This window comes from Lysinibacillus sp. JNUCC 51, from assembly GCF_015999525.1.
GTDB classification, from domain to species: Bacteria; Bacillota; Bacilli; order Bacillales_A; family Planococcaceae; genus Lysinibacillus; species Lysinibacillus xylanilyticus.
In genome coordinates, this window is record NZ_CP065545.1 from 4,606,398 (window position 1) to 4,627,214 (window position 20,817).

The 20,817-nt window shown below is 35.2% G+C and carries 15 protein-coding genes and 2 pseudogenes; 11 read left to right on the forward strand and 6 right to left on the reverse strand.

The window, feature by feature from the left end; all coding sequences use genetic code 11:
• Window positions 1-142: 142 nt before the first annotated feature.
• A complete protein-coding gene (locus JNUCC51_RS24890; RefSeq protein WP_443137016.1) occupies window positions 143-229 on the reverse strand; it encodes a YjcZ family sporulation protein in 87 nt (28 codons plus the stop codon).
• A gap of 672 nt (window positions 230-901) precedes the next feature.
• Here JNUCC51_RS24890 and JNUCC51_RS22230 point away from each other — a divergent pair.
• Window positions 902-1,963 (forward strand): PepSY-associated TM helix domain-containing protein, encoded by a 1,062-nt coding sequence (locus JNUCC51_RS22230; RefSeq protein WP_337989801.1) that lies wholly within the window; start codon window positions 902-904, stop codon window positions 1,961-1,963.
• A 382-nt stretch (window positions 1,964-2,345) separates the two neighbouring features.
• On the opposite strand, the gene JNUCC51_RS22235 is transcribed toward JNUCC51_RS22230, so the two are convergent.
• Window positions 2,346-2,618, reverse strand: a complete 273-nt coding sequence (locus tag JNUCC51_RS22235; RefSeq protein ID WP_337989802.1) for a gamma-type small acid-soluble spore protein — start codon at window positions 2,616-2,618, stop codon at window positions 2,346-2,348.
• Window positions 2,619-3,016: 398 nt separating this feature from the next.
• Here JNUCC51_RS22235 and JNUCC51_RS22240 point away from each other — a divergent pair, with 398 nt between their 5' ends.
• The 3 genes from JNUCC51_RS22240 to ltaS all read left to right on the forward strand — a co-directional run bounded on the left by JNUCC51_RS22240 (window position 3,017) and on the right by ltaS (window position 7,684).
• Window positions 3,017-4,549, forward strand: coding sequence for a thiol-activated cytolysin family protein (locus tag JNUCC51_RS22240; protein ID WP_337989803.1), 1,533 nt, complete (start codon window positions 3,017-3,019; stop codon window positions 4,547-4,549).
• Between the two features lie 234 nt (window positions 4,550-4,783).
• Window positions 4,784-4,960, forward strand: a complete 177-nt coding sequence (locus JNUCC51_RS22245; protein ID WP_337989804.1) for an opine metallophore biosynthesis dehydrogenase — start codon at window positions 4,784-4,786, stop codon at window positions 4,958-4,960.
• A 765-nt stretch (window positions 4,961-5,725) separates the two neighbouring features.
• A complete protein-coding gene (ltaS, locus tag JNUCC51_RS22250; RefSeq protein ID WP_337989805.1) occupies window positions 5,726-7,684 on the forward strand; it encodes a lipoteichoic acid synthase in 1,959 nt (652 codons plus the stop codon).
• 407 nt (window positions 7,685-8,091) lie between these two features.
• Here ltaS and JNUCC51_RS22255 read toward each other — a convergent pair whose 3' ends face one another.
• Window positions 8,092-8,430 (reverse strand): winged helix-turn-helix transcriptional regulator, encoded by a 339-nt coding sequence (locus JNUCC51_RS22255; protein ID WP_337989806.1) that lies wholly within the window; start codon window positions 8,428-8,430, stop codon window positions 8,092-8,094.
• A gap of 359 nt (window positions 8,431-8,789) precedes the next feature.
• Between JNUCC51_RS22255 and JNUCC51_RS22260 the strand changes: the two genes are divergently transcribed.
• The 6 genes and pseudogenes from JNUCC51_RS22260 (at window position 8,790) to JNUCC51_RS22285 (ending at window position 15,906) form a co-directional block, all read left to right on the forward strand.
• Window positions 8,790-9,341 (forward strand): NAD(P)H-dependent oxidoreductase, encoded by a 552-nt coding sequence (locus JNUCC51_RS22260; RefSeq protein ID WP_337989807.1) that lies wholly within the window; start codon window positions 8,790-8,792, stop codon window positions 9,339-9,341.
• 32 nt (window positions 9,342-9,373) lie between these two features.
• Window positions 9,374-10,087 carry an SDR family oxidoreductase gene (locus tag JNUCC51_RS22265; protein ID WP_337989808.1) on the forward strand — a complete coding sequence of 238 codons (714 nt, stop codon included), beginning with the start codon at window positions 9,374-9,376 and terminating at the stop codon, window positions 10,085-10,087.
• A gap of 175 nt (window positions 10,088-10,262) precedes the next feature.
• Window positions 10,263-10,516 (forward strand): annotated as a pseudogene (locus JNUCC51_RS22270) (MFS transporter); the annotation flags it as partial.
• A gap of 571 nt (window positions 10,517-11,087) precedes the next feature.
• Window positions 11,088-12,566 (forward strand): Lsa family ABC-F type ribosomal protection protein, encoded by a 1,479-nt coding sequence (locus JNUCC51_RS22275; RefSeq protein WP_337989809.1) that lies wholly within the window; start codon window positions 11,088-11,090, stop codon window positions 12,564-12,566.
• A 210-nt stretch (window positions 12,567-12,776) separates the two neighbouring features.
• Complete coding sequence (locus tag JNUCC51_RS22280; protein ID WP_337989555.1) at window positions 12,777-14,132, forward strand: transposase; 1,356 nt, start codon at window positions 12,777-12,779, stop codon at window positions 14,130-14,132.
• 550 nt (window positions 14,133-14,682) lie between these two features.
• Window positions 14,683-15,906, forward strand: a complete 1,224-nt coding sequence (locus JNUCC51_RS22285) for an IS110 family RNA-guided transposase (RefSeq protein ID WP_337988445.1) — start codon at window positions 14,683-14,685, stop codon at window positions 15,904-15,906.
• A 275-nt stretch (window positions 15,907-16,181) separates the two neighbouring features.
• On the opposite strand, the pseudogene JNUCC51_RS22290 reads toward JNUCC51_RS22285, so the two are convergent.
• The 3 genes and pseudogenes from JNUCC51_RS22290 to JNUCC51_RS22300 all read right to left on the reverse strand — a co-directional run.
• Window positions 16,182-17,741: pseudogene (locus JNUCC51_RS22290) on the reverse strand (IS1182 family transposase); the annotation flags it as partial.
• A gap of 224 nt (window positions 17,742-17,965) precedes the next feature.
• On the reverse strand, window positions 17,966-18,085 hold the full coding sequence (locus tag JNUCC51_RS22295) for a YjcZ family sporulation protein (protein WP_100543746.1): 120 nt from the start codon (window positions 18,083-18,085) through the stop codon (window positions 17,966-17,968).
• Window positions 18,086-18,270: 185 nt separating this feature from the next.
• Window positions 18,271-18,777 (reverse strand): MarR family transcriptional regulator, encoded by a 507-nt coding sequence (locus JNUCC51_RS22300; RefSeq protein ID WP_337989810.1) that lies wholly within the window; start codon window positions 18,775-18,777, stop codon window positions 18,271-18,273.
• A 157-nt stretch (window positions 18,778-18,934) separates the two neighbouring features.
• Here JNUCC51_RS22300 and JNUCC51_RS22305 point away from each other — a divergent pair, with 157 nt between their 5' ends.
• Entirely contained in the window at window positions 18,935-19,945 is a 1,011-nt protein-coding gene (locus tag JNUCC51_RS22305) for a quinone oxidoreductase family protein (RefSeq protein ID WP_337989811.1), read from the forward strand.
• Window positions 19,946-20,817 lie beyond the last annotated feature (872 nt).

Consider the following 20,817-nt stretch of genomic DNA (forward strand, 5'->3'; position numbering starts at 1 on the left):
AACTACTTAATAAATTGTTATTTTTAAAAAAATTTCAAAATATTTCTAGAGCTTTAATGAAAAAAGGTACCCTTGTAAAAAGTGTCCCTTAAATAAGCACTACACATTATTCTCGCTATTTGTGATTGATATAACAAAGCCCCTAGGCATTAGTTGCGTCAATAATAATTAAAAGAATAAATAGAACGACAATTAGAACGAATTTTTGAGCCACCATAGCCACCGCCATAATAGCAATTATTATTGTAATTAAGCATATTACCGAATTTTCCCTCGTTTCTACGATTGTTAGTACAGTTATAGAAGGTAAAGGAGTTATTCATCTTATTAGAAAAATTATGTAATTAATGTTTTTTGTATAGTTAGCTGTCTAAAAGATAAGTTAAAAATAATGCTTAATTAAAAGTCGTATCCAATCGGATATGGCTTTTTATAATGCAATTTAGGCCACCATTTCCATAAGCTTGACCTTTTACTTAATCGATTAGAAGGCAATGGATCATCAAAGTATGGAAGGTAAATATCACCTAAATAATCACTTAACAAAAAACTCCTCCAATCTATATAAACTATATCTTGAAAAAGAAATGTATTTTGATAATGATTTTGTGACAAATCATATCCAACCTAATAAAATGTATTAATTAATACTAATTTCCTAATGTACCAATCAGTCATTCGCATATTTATAACTATTAAATGTGAATGTTGATAAATATAATAGCATATTTTTAATAGTTTTTATATTTTTAATTGACGATGATAATCATTCTCTTTTATATTATTGACTAGATTCATAATTTCATATTACTTTTGGAAAGAAGGCATTTTTATTAAAACACGTAGAATCATCTCAAAAATTCATTTATGGCTTAGTATGATAGCAGGGGTTTTTATAGTATTGATTGGCTTAACAGGAAGTATGCTAGTCTTTGAACCTGAATTAAACAGCATGCTGCATCCTGATTTGTATAAAGTAACGGAAGGTAAAAAAGTAACGTATCAGCAAGCCTTGCAGGCAGTATCAGAAGCACATCCAAAAGGTCAGATTGACCGTGTATATACTCCAAGTGAACCTAACGCTCGAGGAGTTTACTTATTCCGCCTTCAGGAAGGAGAAGAACAACTAAACATATTTGTAGATCCAGGAACAGGATACATAAATGGAACATTAGGGGATAAAGCAATATTCAACTTAATAACGGAGTTTCATGAAAAGTTGCTGTTAAAAGATTTCAATGGTGAGCAAATCATCGGTATGATTGGATTTATGTTCTTTTTCATTACATTATCAGGAGTTTATTTATGGTGGCCTGGGATTAAAAAATGGGCACGCGGGTTTAGTATAAGACGTAATGCCAACCCTTATGTACGGCAATATGATTTACACAAAGTCATTGGTGGAGTTTCCATTCCATTTTTATTGGTTGTTTCATTAACAGGAGCGCTTTTCGCGTATGATGAAATGATTTTTGGTTGGTTTGGTGCAAAAGCAAAGGTGATGCCTCCAGAAGAGCAGCTAATCTCAAAAGTCCTGCCAAGTGGTAAGCTTCCACTTGATGAATTATTCAGTATGGCTGAAAAAGAAGTACCTCAGGGAACACTTATGCAAGTTAGAATGCCCAAAAAAGTGGAAAGTGGAAACCAAGAAGGCGCAGTTGAATTTCGTATCAGTAATTCATATGATCCGGGCAATGGAAATGTAAAAGTATGGTTAGACCAGTATAGCGGAAAAGTAGTGGGCAAGCTAGATCCGCATGTAAATAGTGGGCTTATGTACCAAACATGGCACCTACCATTACATACTGGTAGTTTTGGTGGTTTATTTACTAAAATTTTGTATGCTATCGGTGGCCTTACTCCATCTATACTGATGTTCACTGGTATCTATATGTGGTGGTATAAGAAAAAGAACAAGAACAAACGTAAAAAACAGAAAATCGACTCGAAAGCCATAGTATAAACACATGGCGATAATGTTAAATTTCATATAACCTCCGTGTATTTGATAGATATTATCCTTAATTCTTATTCTCGTTGTCATTAAGCTATATGAACTAAAATTTTTTTATGGTTACTAAACATTTTGAAAAATAGTTTCAAAATAACTAATGTATGTAAGGGGTTGCTTCGAAGTGAAATGAACCCCATTTCCTACAGTCATTTTGATGCAATAGATTAAATCAAAAGTTTTTATTATAAAAAGTGTCTGCTTATGAGGAAGCAGACACTTTTTGTGAAGGATTTTAATGTGCAATAAATTTAACGGATAGATATTATGGCTAATGAGTAAAATAGAAAAAACCGGCAGAAAAAAGGTTGCCGGTTGAGGATGATAATTTAACTTATTTTGTTCCGTTTTCGTTTCCAAATTGACCAGAAGCTTGTTTTTTGTTAGCTTCTGCTTGTTGAATTTGTTGTCTAATTTGGTTAACATCAGTTTCATTCCCGAATTCTTGATTCATCGAGTTCATTGCTCCAGAAGCTTGTTTTTTGTTAGCTTCTGCTTGTTGGATTTGTTGTTTAATTTCATTAACATCAGTTTCATTCCCAAATTCTTGGTTCATCGAGCTCATTGCATTTGGGGTTTTTTTGTTAAAATTTTGGTTGTTATTCATGGATTTCACCTCCTGAAATTAGTCTGTACAGAAAATTCTTTATTATCCGTAGATAAATTCTAAAAAGTTTCCTTAGTTAGCGTTAGGTAGACCGATAGTAACGGCAGACATGTACAAGACAGGCAAGAGGCTACCTGTCACGCACCAATAGATTTAATTGCAATAGATGAACTCAATTAGAAAAATTTAATATAAATAATATCTTTTAATTTGTCAGTGACTCTAAAAAGAAGGAATAGTTGCCATACGTATATGTTGCTACTATAGTAGTTTGAACTGAAAATTAGAATGTGTCATATTTGCTATGAATACTCTTTAGATAGTAAAAAATGGTGCTAACCTACTATATTTGTAAAAAGTACTTTTGTGGTATGATTTCCTAAAAAAGGAGTGGTTATATGGGAATTCGAAATTATTTTAAAGTAATAAAAATTCTAGTTTGTTTATCTGTTAGTTTATGCATTATAAACTATCCGATTATTTCCTTTGCTGCAACACTTGATACTAAGGTAGCTAGTGAAAATAGCAAATCTAATGATATTGATACTGGTATTGCAAACCTGAACTACAATAACAGCGAAGTTTTAGCAGTGAATGGTGACAAGATTAATAGTTTTGTTCCAAAAGAAGGTATTCACTCAAGTGATAAATTTATAGTGGTTGAACGTAACAAAAAATCACTTACAACTTCGCCGGTGGATATTTCAATTATTGATTCTATGGCCAATCGTACATATCCAGGAGCATTACAACTTGCAAACAAAGCTTTTGTAGACAATCAACCTAGTTTATTGGTGGCTAAAAGAAAACCGCTAAATATTAGCATAGATTTACCTGGAATGAAAAGAGAAAATACTATAACTGTTGATAATCCAACATATGGTAATGTATCTGGGGCAGTAGATGAATTAGTATCTACATGGAGTGATAAATATTCTACAACCCATACTTTACCTGCAAGACTACAATATTCAGAATCTATGGTTTATAGCAAATCCCAAATAGCAAGCGCTCTGAATGTTAACGCCCAAGTTCTTGACAATTCACTGGGAATTGACTTTAATGCGATTGCTAATGGAGAGAAAAAAGTGATGGTTGCGGCATATAAACAAATATTTTATACCGTAAGTGCAGAACAACCTAACAATCCATCAGACCTTTTTGATGATAGTGTCAATTTTGAAGAGTTAGCTCGTAAAGGGGTAAGTAATGCTGCCCCTCCTGTTATGGTCTCAAATGTTGCTTATGGCAGAACAATTTATGTAAAATTAGAAACAAGCTCTAAAAGCAAGGATGTACAAGCTGCTTTTAAAGCCTTACTGAAGGATGCTAATACTAATATAGAAACTAGTGCACAGTACAAAGATATATTTGAAGAAAGTTCCTTTACTGCTGTAGTATTAGGCGGAGATTCACAAAAGCATAATCAGGTTGTCTCAAAGGACTTTAATGATATTAGAGAAATAATTAAAGATAATGCGGAATTTAGTCTTAAAAATCCAGCATACCCAATATCATATACAAGTGTTTTCTTAAAGGATAATTCAATTGCTGCTGTTCATAACAATACAGATTATATTGAGACGACAGCTACAGAATATTCTAAAGGCAAAATCATCCTTGATCATTACGGTGCATATGTTGCTCAATTTGAAGTAGCTTGGGATGAAATTTCATATGATGAAAACGGGAATGAAGTTCTATCCCATAAAACTTGGGATGGAAGCTGGAAAGATAAAACAGCTCATTTCACTACAGTAATACCACTTCCGCCTAATGCAAAAAATATTAGAATTTATGCAAGAGAATGTACAGGTCTTGCATGGGAATGGTGGAGAACAATTATTGATGAATACAATGTTCCATTATCTAATGAAATAAAAGTTTCTATTGGAGGAACTACATTATACCCAACAGGTAATATTAATTAGATATAAACTTCCACCTTCGAAAACAAACGGCTGAGATTCTTGTAAACAAGAACTTCAGCCGTTTTTATTTTCTCAAGTCTACATTTGGGGCTGTGATGGGGCAACTATTATGGTATAAGTTCATACCTATCGATAATGTTCAGGTTTGTAAACAGGGCAGTGAAATAGTATAAAAGGGTTCCGCATATATTGAACTTTAATCCTCAAACATAGGAGTGGGCTAAAGCTCTGAAATTGAAAAGTCCAACGCTTGATCATTTTGTACAAACATATGAAGACAAATTGCAACAAGTAGTGGCTTCACAGGAGAACAAAATATATTCAGATGCCTTCCAAGTAAAATCCTTTTCACAGGAAATAGAGATGATATGTAAGGAAATAATTTCAAGTGAAAAAACAACAGTGGTGTAACATATGGATTAAATAGAATACAATGTGATGAAGAAAATATAAACATCATCTTTGAAAAATCATAATGAAGAAGTTAAATTTGAATGAGTAACAAAAAAAGCAGCAAAAGAAAGAACGTTTTGAATGATATAGTGTTAATAGAGGAAAGCAAGTTTTTATATTTTGGTAAGCTACATTGTGAAACGATTGCGTGGTTGAAATTAACGAGATAAAAAAGAAAGAGTAATGGCTTAATATCCCGGGTAAACGTTAGTTAAAAAGCTAACGTTTTCGGGGTGTTTTTATGACAAGATTTACGATAATTATACTAATTGTCTTTTGCAATATTTAACAACTTGACAGAAGTCTATAAGGGGAGTAGTATACAATAGCTACGAAAAAAGCTATTGTGAAGTAACATTTTTTTAATGAAATACTTATAATCTAAGTTAATATATATCTAGATTTAATTTAACTTTTTTCAGCTGGTGCATAAACAAATGTTGAAATAAAGGAACTAATTCTAAGAACATAACGTCCTTAGATTAAGTGACCGGCTTCGTGATGGCCTAAAGCCTTCGACGGATGTCATGAAATCGGCAAGGAGTGCTTAGAGGATGTTAGCCTAAAATCATCACATCCATGCGATAACGGCTAACTGACCTGCATCGGTGCCGCTGCCGCTACGCTTTCGTGCAAAAAACATCTGCAGGCCTAAGTACAAAGCTGATTCCGGAGGCAATTATGCTCCAGACATAATTGAATAAGTAAAAGGTAGGTGCAAAAATGAAAAATTTAATAAGTAAAAAAGATAACCTATTAAACAAATTTATAGGGATATATTTATTAGCTGTAGTAATGTTATGGATTAAAACATACATCACTCAAACAACACAATTTAAACTAGGCGTAGAAGGATTCCTTCAACATTTCCTTTTACTATTAAATCCACTAGGTTCAGCAATGCTGTTTCTAGGAATATCATTTTTATTTAAAGGAAAGAGAAAATATACATCATTAGTTGTAGTGTATACTCTGATGTCTATTCTTTTATATGCCAATGTTGTATATTACCGATTTTTTAGTGATTTCATTACATTACCTACAGTTACACAAACGCAGAACTTCGGAGATTTAGGTGGTAGTGTTCTTACTTTAATAAAGCCTTTTGATATCTTGTTCTTTGTGGATGTATTTGTAATGTTTTACTTACGATTCTCAAGAAAAATACAAAAAGATAGCAATCGTTTTGGATATAAAAAAGCAACGGCAATCATTACTATTGCATTAGCAATATCAATCCTAAATTTAGGACTAGCTGAAGCTGATCGTCCGCAACTATTATCTCGAGGTTTTGATAGAAACTATATTGTGAAATATCTAGGAATGTATAACTATACGATTTATGATTCAGTAGAAACGATGAAAGCAACTTCACAGAGAGCTTTGGCGGATAGTAGCGATATTACAGAAGTGATGAACTATACAAAATCTAACTATGCCAAACCTAATGAAGAATATTTTGGTAAAGCAAAAGGAATGAACGTTATCTATTTACATTTAGAATCATTCCAAAACTTCCTGATTAACTATAAATTAAACGGTGAAGAAGTTACACCATTTTTAAATTCATTAGCAAAAGATAAGAATACAATGTATTTTGATAATTTCTTCCATCAAACTGGTCAAGGTAAAACTTCCGATGCAGAATTTATGCTAGAAAATTCTTTATTTGGATTACCACAAGGATCTGCTTATATTACAAAAGCACAAAATACGTATCAAGCAGCTCCTAGTATTTTAAAAGATTATGGTTATACATCTGCTGTATTCCATGGTAACAACGGAAGCTTCTGGAATCGAAATGAGATTTATAAATCATTTGGATTCGAACACTTCTTTGATGCAAGTTATTATGACACGGGTTCTTCAGAAAATATGGCTGAATACGGATTGTTAGATAAACCATTCTTTAAACAATCTGAAAGTATGTTAAGTTCGTTACCACAACCTTTCTATACGAAATTAATTACGGTAGGGAACCACTTCCCATATAAAATGGATCAAAGTTTAGTTACAATTGATAAAGCTAATACTGGGGATTCTAGTGTAGACAATTATTTCCAAACAGCTCGTTATGCAGATGAAGCAATCAAACAAATGTTCAATCAATTAAAAGAATCAGGATTATATGATAATTCGATGATCGTTCTTTATGGTGACCATTACGGTATTTCAGATAATCATAATGATGCGATGGGACAAGTCATTGGAAAAGAAATTACACCATATGAAAATGCTAATTTGCAACGCGTACCATTATTTATACATGTTCCAGGTATGCAAGGTGGAACTAACCATACTTATGGTGGCCAAACAGACCTTCTTCCAACGTTATTACATTTACTAGGAATTGATACACAAAAATTTGTTCAATTTGGTTCCGACTTATTATCAAAAGAGCATGATGAAGTTGTACCATTTAGAAATGGCGGTTTTGTCAGTCCTACTATTTATTCGGTTAATGGGAAATTTTATGATAATAAAACAGGTTTACTACTAGAAGATGATGATAGTCGATTAGAGTCTGCGAAAACTATGAAAGATAAAGTAGATCTTAAATTGCAATTATCTGATAAAGTCGTGAATGGTGACTTATTGAGATTCTATACGCCAAAAGATTATACTCCAGTTGATCGTTCTAAGTATAATTACTCCAAAGATGAGAATGTAGCATCTAAATAATTGTTGCAATTTGCTGGGCAGTTCAAGATGATGTGTTTGATATCATAAAGTTTAATTGCTTTATGGTATCTTACCGTTATCTTGAATTGTCTTTTTTTTATGTAATATTAAAATAGTCCTCTTTACGTTTAAGTGCATCTGATTAGGCAGCAAATGTATTATCAGATATAGCTAACTCTATTGTTGTAAAAAGGTTGATAACCTGACGATTTTAAATCAATTGATACACAATAATAGAAAGGTTGAAGAGGAAGGGAATTAGAAAAATTTACATCAGAAAAGCGCGAAGAATCAACGTTTCTAAACTTGATTTCTCGCGCTTTTTAAAGTTTTGACCAGTTTTATCCTTGTCTCTTTAAACCAGGTTGTATACATGACTGTATTCTACATTCACCTAATTAAATCTTTTATAAATTTAATCCAAATCTCTTTAATTCAATGAAAATACCTTCCAACTGTTTTCCTTTTTCGGTTAATGTATATTCCACACGTGGGGGAACCTCTGGATATACCTTCCTTTCCAGTATTCCATGATCTTCTAGTGACTTAAGACGAAGTGAAAGTGTTTTCGGGCTAATTCCATCCATTGATTTCAAAAGGTCACTGAATCGCATCGTTCCATCTACAAGTAGATCACGAATAATTAAAAAGGTCCATTTAGTCCCAATTACATCAAGCGTTTTAGCAATGGGGCAAGTCTCACCTGGTGCCCCTTTCGTCAACACGACTGGCTCAATATCACTCATCTGAAACATCCTCCCTAAATTTTTTTTACGAGTTTTCCCTTATCATATCACAATAGTATATTTTTAGTAACTTAATGTATTAAATATCACTACTTCCCTAAATGAAGTTACTTTATATATAATATCGTTGAACTTATTATTCAATCCCTTTATGGAGGAGGTGATTAAAATTAGTACGTGAAATCAACGAAACAAACTACCATTAGCATTGTTAATCAGTGCTTTTGCTATCGGTACAATAGAGTCGCTTTCATGGTTATTTTTCAGATGTAACAAACGATTTGAACATGGCTATTGGTTACCAGCTAAGTGCTAGGCGGTTTATTAAAGGATCACGAAATTAAAGGAGCTAGATAGAGATGAAAAATATACTTATTATTAACGGGCACCAGAAGTATAGTTCAGCAGAGGGGAATTTGAACCAAACATTGATGGACAAATTGGTCAGTTTTTTAAGCGAAAAGAACAGTGTAAAAACAACAATTATTCAAGATGGATATAAAATCGAAGAAGAGCAACAAAAATTTATTTGGGCTGATATTGTCATTTACCAAACACCTATCTATTGGTTCAGTGTTCCTGGCTTATTGAAGACGTATATGGATGAAGTATATGCTTATGGATTATTTTTCAAGGGTGCTGATCAGTATGGAAAAGGCGGGCTATTGACTGAAAAGAAATATATGTTTTCGACTACCTGGAATGCTCCTGAAAAAGCATTTAACGATCCAAGTCAATTTTTTGAAGGAAGCGGCCTAGAAGATGCATTAAGCCATTTACATCGTATACAGAAATTTCTCGGTATGAAACCATTAAAGAGTTTCTCTTGTTATGATGTAGTCAAAAATCCGAAGGTTGAAAAATTTGTATCTGAACTTGATATACACCTGCAAGAGGTATTGAATTTTTAGTCTATTAAGTAAATCCATAGGAGGGTAAAAACATGTTAAAAAATAAAAAAGTTGTAATTATCGGTGGAAGTTCTGGAATTGGTTTGGAATCAGCAAAACAGCTAGTAGCTCAAGGGGCAGAAGTAATTATTGCCAGTCGTTCCGAAGAAAAATTACGGATTGCTAAAGAGCAACTAGGGGTTAGAGCAACGGCTTTTACTCTAGATACAACAAAAGAACAGCAAGTACAGTCTTTCTTTGAAAAAATCGGTCAGTTCGATCATCTTGTGATAAGTGCGGCAGAAACATCCGGCGGGTCATTCCTCCAAACGGATACAGCCCAAGCTCGACAACTGTTTGAAAATAAGTTTTGGGGACAATATTATGCAGCGAAATACGGTGCTTCGAAAATTTCACCAAACGGTTCAATCACTTTATTCTCTGGGGTTGTAGCCTACAAGTCTATGGTTGGTTCAGCGATGCTAGGTGCAGTCAATGCGGCAGTTTCGAATCTAGGTCAGACTTTGGCATTAGAACTTGCTCCGATCCGAGTAAACATCGTTTCACCGGGTATTATTGACACACCTTCTCGTAGCAAAATGCCAGAAGAAGCACGTAATAACTTCTATGCTACTGTTGAAAACAAACTTCCTGTGAAACGAATAGGGAGAGCTGAAGATGTTGCACAAAGCGTACTATACTTGCTACAAAATAGTTTCGTCACTGGAACCGTTCTGCATGTTGAAGGTGGTCACATTTTAACTTAGATCAGCAGCTGAGGAAAAATATTTCCCCTAAACAAGAAAAAATGCTATTCCTTTTGTAGAACTATACGAAAGGATTGTGTAGTCATTTCCATTGATTAATATAAAAAAATGTCTGCTAATTGGGGTGCAGTTCAAAGCAGACATTTTGAATTTCTGTACTTATTTTAGGTGTGAGCAAGGGTTATCAACAGCAATAGGTCCTGTACTAGGAGGAGTTATTACACAAAATTTAGGATGGAGATGGCTATTCTTTGTTAATCCCCCTATTTGTGTAATTGGTATAGTTTTATGTTTCATTATGTTAAAGATAAAAAATGAGGAACGTGTAGTTGCTAAAATTGATTGGACTGGATTAGCACTGTCAAGCCTTGCTATTTTCTTTTTCACACTTAGGGAATTACCTGGGGATGGTTGAGTACCTTTTGCATGGATGTCCTATATCATCAGTGCTACTTCTTTAAATGGGGTGCTCAGAACTCAAGGAATTCATAAGTGTAGAGCAAGGATAATCATTCAACAACAATAATTTGATGTGATGATGATACTGAATTGTATTCCATAAAAAAATCTGTTACTATAAAAATACAATTATGAGAGGACTGATGAATGGACAATGATTAACTAATCTGTATTTTTATTTGAAATGAAAAACTTCAAACTACAAAATATAGGATTAGTCTGTCTATTTTTATAAATCAGTTTACACTTTCTTTGTCATGGTTCCAATGGCAAAATAGAGCTTATTTACTATTAAGTGAAAGACTAATCCTTCCAATTTTTAAATTGGGAGGATTTTTTTATTCTCTCATGGTTAATATCAGTAATTTTTAATAAAGAAAGGAGAGTTAAAAATGAGCGATTCAGACACTATTGTTACGCATGTATTACTCCGTACAAGTCGTTAATATCCATCAAACTTATACGGAGAAATTTAGAATGGATGGATATGCCGACTTTGTATAAAAAGTAAAAATTGTAGATATACAAAGGAGGAATTATCATGTCAATGATACAAGTTCAAAATTTAACTTTTTCTTATCCAAGTAGCTTTGACAATATTTTTGAAAATGTAAACTTTCAAATAGATACGGATTGGAAACTTGGATTTATCGGTAGAAATGGACGAGGAAAAACAACATTCTTTAATTTATTATTAGGGAATTATGAGTATAGTGGGAAAATCAATTCTTCGGTGGAATTTAATTATTTCCCTTATCCAGTATCGGATAAAAACAAATATACTCATGAAATCATGGAAGAAATTTGCCCCCAAGCAGAAGATTGGGAAATTCTTCGTGAAATATCCTATCTAGACGTTGATGCCGAGGTCATGTATCGACCTTTTAAAACATTATCAAATGGAGAACAGACAAAGGTGTTGCTTGCTGCACTCTTTTTAACGGAGGGTCAATTTCTATTAATTGATGAACCAACCAACCATCTAGACACGGAAGCACGAAAGATGGTCTCTGAATATTTAAGGAAGAAAAAAGGGTTTATATTAATTTCACATGACCGAAACTTTTTAGATGGCTGTGTTGACCATATTTTATCTATAAATAGAGCAAATATTGAAGTTCAAAGTGGTAACTATTCTTCTTGGAAATTAAATTTTGATAGACAGCAGGAACATGAAGAGGCAACTAATGATCGTCTACAAAAAGACATAGGGAGATTAAAACAGTCTTCAAAGCGTACATCAGGTTGGTCAAACCAAGTGGAAGCTTCCAAAAATGGAACAACGAATTCAGGTTCTAAGTTAGACAAAGGTTTTGTAGGCCATAAAGCAGCAAAGATGATGAAGAGAGCGAAGAACATTGAATCAAGGCAACAAAAAGCTATTGAGGAAAAGTCAAAGCTGCTAAAAAATGTGGAAAAAACCGAGTCATTAAAATTAGAATCATTGGCGTTTCATTCAAATGAATTGATTGCTTTGGCCGATGTGTCTGTTCAGTACGATAATCAAATAGTGAATAAGCCAATTAGCTTTAAACTGGAACAAGGTGACCGAATTGTGCTTGATGGAAAGAATGGAAGCGGAAAAAGTAGTATCCTCAAACTAATTAAAGGAGATCCGATACAGCATACAGGCTCGATGTATGTAGGTTCAGGTCTCGTTATTTCCTATGTTCAACAAGATACTTCTCATTTGAAGGGAAGGTTATCGGACTTTATCGAAGAGCATGGGATTGATGAAACGTTATTTAAATCTATCCTACGTAAAATGGATTTTGACCGAATTCAATTTGAGAAAGATATATCTCATTATTCTGGTGGACAAAAGAAAAAACTTCTTATAGCTAAAAGTTTATGTGAAAAAGCGCATATTTATATTTGGGATGAACCGTTGAACTTTATTGATATTTATTCGCGCATGCAGATTGAAGAGCTGATTCAAAAATTTAATCCAACAATGGTTTTTGTTGAGCATGATCAAACATTTCAACAAACAGTTGCAACCAAAACTATATCTATGTAGTTGAATTTGGAAAATTAATATGTAGAGAAGAATCCATTTTGATAAACTTTTTCAAAATGGATTCTTTTGTTTTTTTATTTAGTTGAGTTAATTTCATAATTTTAATCCCTTTAGTATCAAGGGTTCTAAAACAATAAAAAACGGGCACCTCCCCAATTCGGTATAATGGTAGCGACTAAACTAAACCATACTGAATGAGGTGAATGCCCTATGACTATTGTAAAACAAATGAGCCTATTTGGCATCCAAGAATTATTGGAAATGGAAAGTTCACGTCGATTTGATGAAATTTTCGCCACTTTCGACGTGCAGCCCGTTTTTCAGCTGTTTTCCAAAAAGACGTTACGTGGTGCCCCACGTGAATTAAATTACGGTGCGATGATACAATCACTCATTATTCGTATTGTCGAACGGATTCCAACAATCAAGGATTTAATCAAACGTTTAGTCAACGATCCTTTATTTCGATTCGATTGCGGTTTTCTCGTTTCAGACGTGGTTCCATCTGAAGCGTCTTATTCACGTATGATCGATGTCATCAGTCAATCAGATGTTCTCGACCACATGCAAGATACATTGATTCAAACTGCCTTTATAGAAGGCTTTCTTTATGATGAACACCTCGCGATTGATGCCACACATTTTGAGTCACGTGATGCGGCAAAGCCCTCGGAGAAAAAAGAGCCTGTACCACCAAAAAAACGTGGACGAAAATCAAAAGAAGAACGCGAGGCTTGGCTTACGGAACAAGCAGAAATCAAAGCCAACCAGTCAGCTTATGAAAAAGAGATCAAGGACCAACTCGATACATCACTAGAAACATTGTGGCAAGATGCGCCCATCGAACCGAATTGGGGCATTAAAAAGAACAGTGATGGCAAAAACACGTTTTGGTTTGGCTTTAAGGGACATCTCGCGGTGGCTACAAAGAGTCAATATATTGTTGGACGCCTCATGACATCTGCCAATTTGTCGGATAGTAAAGCAGCGATTCCTCTTTTAAAGAAAGGAAAAGACCTATTTCTAGAACATTTTACGACCGCTATTTTGGATGCAGGGTATGATTACGAGCCCATTCACAGTCAATTACATACGTATCAAATGCGTGCAGTTATTCCATATAATGTCCGCAATGAAGGAGAGTACCTTGGCTTTGATGAACATTTCAGACCGACCTGTGTACGTGAACACAGCTACTGTTACGACAGCTTTGATGAAAAGTATCGAACACTAAAATTCACTAAACCAAAGGAATGTGTAACCTGTCCGTTACGTAATGATTCCCTCTGTCAGAAGGTTTTCAAAATCAAATCTGACACGGATATACGAAAATTCACGTATCCAGCACGTGGCTCTGAACTTTGGAAACAACTGTATAAAGAGCGCACAGCCGTTGAACGTGTGAATGCCTATTTAAAACAATATTTTCAGTTAAACAACATCCGTCACAGAACAGGAAGAAAAGCCAAACTTCACTTCAACCTAGTGACGTTTATTTATAATGCCTGCAAATTAGCGGTGGATCGTTTGAATGCATTATTACAATCACAAACTCAAGCAGCATAATTTTTAAAAACGTAAATTTTCTTAATAGGAGCAGTCTAAGCTCTTGAAAAAAGTGATTTATGAAATTGATTCAGTTAACATCTATACAAAAATAAAAAAAAATTCTAAAAATCATTAAACGGGTATAGTTGAATTACTTGTTATAATGTAAAGCAATTTTATTAAAGAGAATGATGACGATTCGAAATTGGAAGACAATTGGTGATAATTGGTTAACAGAAATGAATGAAAAACAATTTGATTTCAAAAAAGAGCATTAGGATAGATTTGTATCTATATTCAAACTATATGTAGTAGGCTAATGTAAAACATACTAACATTAGTAGTACAAACCAAGGCCATGGTTTGTGCTACTATTTTTTTATAGTAGAAGTGAAGAAAAGCCGACCAGCCTCTGGGACCATTTGTGAGTCCGTATATAAAACCGGCTAACTTCATGCCCTTATATGAATCAGTTTAGTATGTTGGATCCAAGAGATCGTGTATAAGAAAGTGGAATCGATAAGGTACTGTGAAGGCTTCTATGATTGGTCAAAAGGAGAAGAATGAGATGAAACATGTCATTGCGTTAGATGTCAGTAAAGGAAAAAGTACCGTTGCGATTTATGATGGTCACCGCCAATGTGAGTTTGAAGGTGTGCTACATCATACACGGGGTGATTTCGAGCGATTACACGAACGAATGGAAGAGATGACAAAGCAAGATGGACAAGCGCCAGATATCGTATTTGAAGCAACAGGCATCTATTCAAAATCTATCGAAGCGTTTTTCAAAGAGTACGGCTATGCATACTGCCGCATGAATCCACTTGAAGCGAATTTACAGATGGCAACGATGCGTCGCAATAAAACCGATATCAGTGATGCCCATGAACTCGCGAAGACACATTTCAAAATGGAACGCAAAACAACGTACATACAAGACGATTATTATGAACAGATGCGTGCACTGACTCGTTATTACGATGAAATTGACGAAGAAATCATTTTACTCAAAAGTAGAATGCATGCCATTTTACAGTTGAGTTTTCCAGAATTAGAAAAACTGGTTACACCGAGTTCAGCACTATTTTTAAATATTGTACAACTATATCCGCACCCAACACTTTTACAGGCCCATTCAAAAACGATTATTAAAAATCGTTTAAAGGGCAATACGCGAAAAAAACTATCGCTAATGCGTGCGGAGGCTAAAGCTATTACATTATTAGAAGCAGCTGAAAATAGTTACCCAGCGATTAAACCCACAGATATTCGTTGTGATCAAGCACGAGATTACGCAGCTCGCATTGCGGATTTACTAGAGAAGAAAGATGCGCTTGTGAAACAGATGGTGGAATTGTCGGAAGGAAGAAAAGAATATCTAGTATTTCGTTCGATTCCTGGGATTGGCGATTCAACGGCGTGCCGATTAATTGGAGAGATTGGTGACATCCGCCGCTTTCAAAATGCGAAACAACTGAATGCTTACGCAGGCATTGATATTATGCGGTACCAGTCTGGGAATACGCAATATCGAGACAGGATTAATAAACGAGGAAACAAACATTTACGGAAGATTTTATATTTTATGGTGTGCGCCATGCTTATGGCTAAAGGAAAACCGAATCATTTTGTGGACTATTACTACAAATTAAAAAAGCAACCTCAGAAGAAGCCTCATAAGGTTGCGATCATCGCCTGCATCAATAAGTTTCTGAAAGTGACATTTCAGTTACTGACGCATGGCATTCTTTACGATTATGAGTCCGCACTACCAGCTCAAAAATCATAATCACCTACATAGAACTATATCATAATGACCTTTCGAAAAAAATAAAAATCGTCAGGTCTTTTTGGCGTATCTAAAAATGAGTGTGAAGTGGTGAGGGATATCCCTCACCACTTCACACTCATAAAAATATAAATTATTCTTTAAATAAGGTTGACTAATCGTAAGAAAAGAGGCTGGGACATAACTAGCTTCATTAGTGAGAAATCCGAATTTGAATTCATTCAAATTCGGATTTCTCTATTTTTTATGTTGTCTCCATATAGCTATTAGCTAATGGCTGTGAATTTTCTTAAATTCACGGCCATTAATGCGAGGCCCATCTCGTTTTCAACCTTCGATTTTCCTCTCACAGAAAATCGAGTGAAACGCAAATTAGCCTTCAAGAATCCAAAAACTGGTTCCACGTCAATTTTGCGTTGACGATAAATGGTACTCGTTTTTTCTTCTGAAAGCTTTACTCTTACATATTCTTTTTGTTGCTCCCACTTCTCATTCACGATTAACTTACGATTATTTCCCCCTTTTGCTTTCGTACATAACGAACGTAGGGGGCATCCGGAACAGTCCTCACATTCGTATATCTTAAATTCACGCGTGAAATCATACTTATCCGTTTTCGTGGAACGATATTTAAATACAAGCTGTTGTTGGTTTGGGCAAGTGTATCGATCATGTTCTTTATCATAATCCCAGTTCTCTGTATTGAATTCGTTTTGCTTATGCTTTTTCTTCTGTTCTTTTACATACATGTTATACGTGATTAAGGCTTCTCGCTTACGGTTCGAAAGGATATCATCATAATTTTGTTCACTGCCATATCCAGCATCTGCGACGATGTGTTTTGGTAACTTAAAATAATGTTGTTCGATTTCATCTAAAAATGGGATTAATGTACGTGTATCCGTTGGATTCGGAAAAATGCTGTAGGCAAGCGCATACTGACCTTCTGTTGCCACTTGTATGTTATAACCTGCCTTCAATTGACCATTTTTCATATAGTCATCTTTCATACGCATAAATGTTGCATCCGGGTCTGTTTTCGAATAACTATTTCGTTCGTCAAAGATTTCGAAGTCTCTTTGATATTTTAGTTTGCGTTCAATATAGTCGATCAATTGTTTGCGAGCCTGCTTTGGGAATTTCCGTTCCGTTCTTAAAGCCTTTCGCTCTGCTACATCCGATGACTCTTCAATTTTTCGATCATATTCAGAAATCACTTCATCAACTTTTTCGACCATTTGAGCGAGGTCTTCCAATGCTAATTCCTTTTCACTTTCCCGTTCAATTTCTGGCATGATTTCTTTTTCAAGCAGCTCATCGTATAGCTGGTTTGACTTTTCAATTAGTCCGTTATGAAATTTCTCAACCGACTTTTTCCACACGAATGTAAATTTGTTCGCATTCGCTTCAATCTTTGTTCCATCAATAAAAATAGCTTCCTGGTCAATTAATTCTCCCTGTACCAGCTGGCAGCGGAATTGAACGAAGCATTGACGAATCAACTCTTTTACCTCTGGTTGGACACGGAATCGGTTGATTGTGCGGTAGGTTGGTTCATGCCCTTGAGCTAACCACATCATCCGAAGACTATCTTTTAAAAGCGCTTCAATTTTGCGCCCTGAGAAGACAGATTGCGTGTAGGCACATAAGATAATTTTAAGCATCATGCGTGGATGGTAGGCAGGACAGCCCTCATTTCGAAGGAATGGTTCAAACGCTTCGGGCGGGATACTTTCGACTAAATGGTGGACATGGAAGGCGATATCATTCTTTTGTAACTTCACTTCAAAATCTAAAGGCAAAACTAATTGATTCATGTTATAATCTTTAAACATAAGGATCCTTCTTTCTGTATAATTTTGTTATGGTGACTTAATTTTATCAGAAGTGGTCCTTATTTTTTATGAAAAAAATTTAAAGCCGGTGAAATTTTACTAATCGTAAAATTTCACCGGCTTTTTAGTTAAGAGGTGGGTTTTGTCCCAGCCTCTAGAATAAGGAGGCGTTAGGTTCATTTGTTATATCCTATTTTTTCATTGTTGTGAACAAAAAAGGTTTACTAATACATGAAAGTAGCGCCGACAATAATTAAAAGAATAAATAGAACGACAATTAAAACGAATGTTGAGCCGCCGCCATAGCCGCTATTGCCACCACAGCCGCCATAATAGTATCCCATGATGTATTCCTCCTTTCTATACTTATAATATGTATCAATGTAGAAAGTGAAGGAGGTAATTGTCCAATTTTAATTTTTTTGATTCGGGTGGGTTCCTCCTTTTAAGCGGCTTGAGATATGAATGCTAAAGGACTCAAGCCGTTTAATCGTTTCTGGAAGCCATAGAGATGGTAAGTCGGGGTAGTTTATTCCTCTAATTGAACCAATGATTGTTTTAAGACGTCTTCTAAAACTCTAGTTAAAAAATCCAATTCATTAGAGTGGTATTTATTTAAAAAATGAATTACATTCTTTTCTATATGCTCATGGAGGTCCTTATGAACCTCAAACAATTCATATCCGAGTGGTGTAATAGAAAAGAGAATTTCCTTTTTATTATCGGGCAGTTGCTCTTTTCTTATGAGGTTCAAACTTTCTAACTTGCGTGTGATTTTTGAAACGGTTCCTTTTGGAATTTCCATTTCTTTGGAGATTGTAATGCCATTGATGGGCCCGAATTTTCCAACTGCTTCCAAAACATGTAACATCATTATAGTTATATTCGGCAAAAGTTGTCTTAAAATTGGATTTTTAATCTTTTGGGCCATCCATTGTTTTTCCTCGTCATCTCCGTCTGCAAATCTTTTCGAAATTTGCTCTGTTAATTTAATGATTTGAAAAACAAGAGCATCCTTTTCTGTATTTTCGTACATCGTTTATTCACCTTTTCATAAATTTATTAAGAAATAAGCCTGTTTCTATAGTATACAAGAAAAAAGCAATCTCACAAAGTTTCTTGGAAACAATATTGACATTGATTCATAAAGTGGTAATATGGTTTCTAGGAAACAATATAGGGGAGAGGATAAAATGAGAGATCAAGAAAAGATGCAAGTCGTTCGTATTTATGAATATGGGGGTCCTGAAAAAATGCAGTTAGAATGGCTTGATATCCCTGAAATAGGTAAAGATGAGGCGCTCGTCAAAGTAAAGTTTGCCTCTGTGAATTTCCTTGATATTCAGATGCGACGGGGTGACTTGGTAAAGCAAAAATTTTATGGAAAGGAAGCAGGTTTCAATAATAACCTGCCGATTACGATTGGTAGTCAATGTATGGGTGTTGTTGAAGCTGTAGGTGAAAATGTTGACCATTTAAAACCCGGAGATAGGGTAATCTGTGGAGGCGTGGGAACCTATGCAACCCATGTAATTTCTTCAGCAAAGAGAATGATTCCAATAAATATAGATATTCCTGATCAACAAGCAGCAGCCGGACTGACACAGGGATTTTTGGCCTATGCCTTTACACATAAAGCTTATCCTATTCAAGAAGGAGAATGGTGTTTAATTCAAGCAGCAGCTGGCGGACTTGGAAGTTTAATATGCCAAATGGCGAAGCTTCGAGGAGGAAAAGTAATCGGTGTAACATCAAAAGAAGAAAAGGCGAAATTTGTGCTTGAAGCTGGTGCAGATATCGTTTTGATTTCCTCAAAAGAGAACATTTCTGAGAGAGTTAGAGAAATAACAAATGGAGAGGGTGTCCGTGTAGTTTATGATGGGGTTGGAAAGGATACCTTTGATTCAAATTTGAATAGTCTTGGTTTAGGAGGTTATCTAGTGATGTATGGTCAGTCAAGTGGATATGTTCCGCCATTTGATTTAATGAAACTTCAAGAAAAAGGTTCTCTATTTTTAACAAGAACAAATGGACTTCCGTATATGAAATATTGGCCCGAATATATGGAGAATTTCCAAAAGTGGGTTGCAAATGACGGTTTTTCAATAAAAATAGACCATGTGTATCCCTTAAAAGATGTAGCTAAGGCACATTCTAAAATGGAAGATAGAAACTCGGTTGGGCGAATTTTGTTAAAGCCTTAAGTAATTGATAACAAAATAGGGTATTCTATTTGAATTATTATGTAATTATATGGTAATATAGGATGAATCTATTTGGATGGAAAGGATACAGGAGAACACGTATGCCAACATTTACTTTGTAATGATCAATAAATTGGATAGCATTGCCCTCAAAAAAACAGTGTTTTTTTCAAGGGGGTAGTATGCCCATTTTTCTCATTACAAAGGAACCGAGCAACCCTGTAGTCTCAATGCGTCAGGAGGTCCTTGTGTAGGACCTCCTTTTTTATGTGCGCCCGGCATGCGTATGAACTATAGGGTGCAAGTCCCGAACCCCGAAGACAGAAGTAGAGGTTAGCCAAGAGCAAGGGTGTCCGTGGCGACGCGGAATCTGAAGGAAGCTGGAGGCAAAACACCGGTCCGAGGAACACGAACCTCATAGTAGGCTAGGTATGATTGGATGAGTGTGCATAACAACACAAAATCCTTTCTGTCGAAGGTCATATCGAGTAAATGAGGCGGATAGATGGTGTGAAAGTGCATACGCTTACCCGGGGAGGTCTGATGGAAACGTGAAGTACCCTTCATAACCTGCTTGATGACAAGTAGCTGAACCATCAGAAGTCAGCAGAGGTCATAGTACCGTTAACATGGGAAGGACCGAACCATGAAGGAGTGTGGAATAAACTCAAATTTCACTTATTCGATGAAGCAGACAATCCAAAGATGGACTTATTTAGTGGAAGAAATGGTGAATCCCATGGGAGACATTAAGAGGGCTGAGAATACAAGTGGCAAGGAGAGACCGAAAAGCACAACGAATAGGGAGATACAAAATCGCTGTTCGTCAGACTACATGGAACCGCCGTATACGGATCCGTACGTACGGTGGT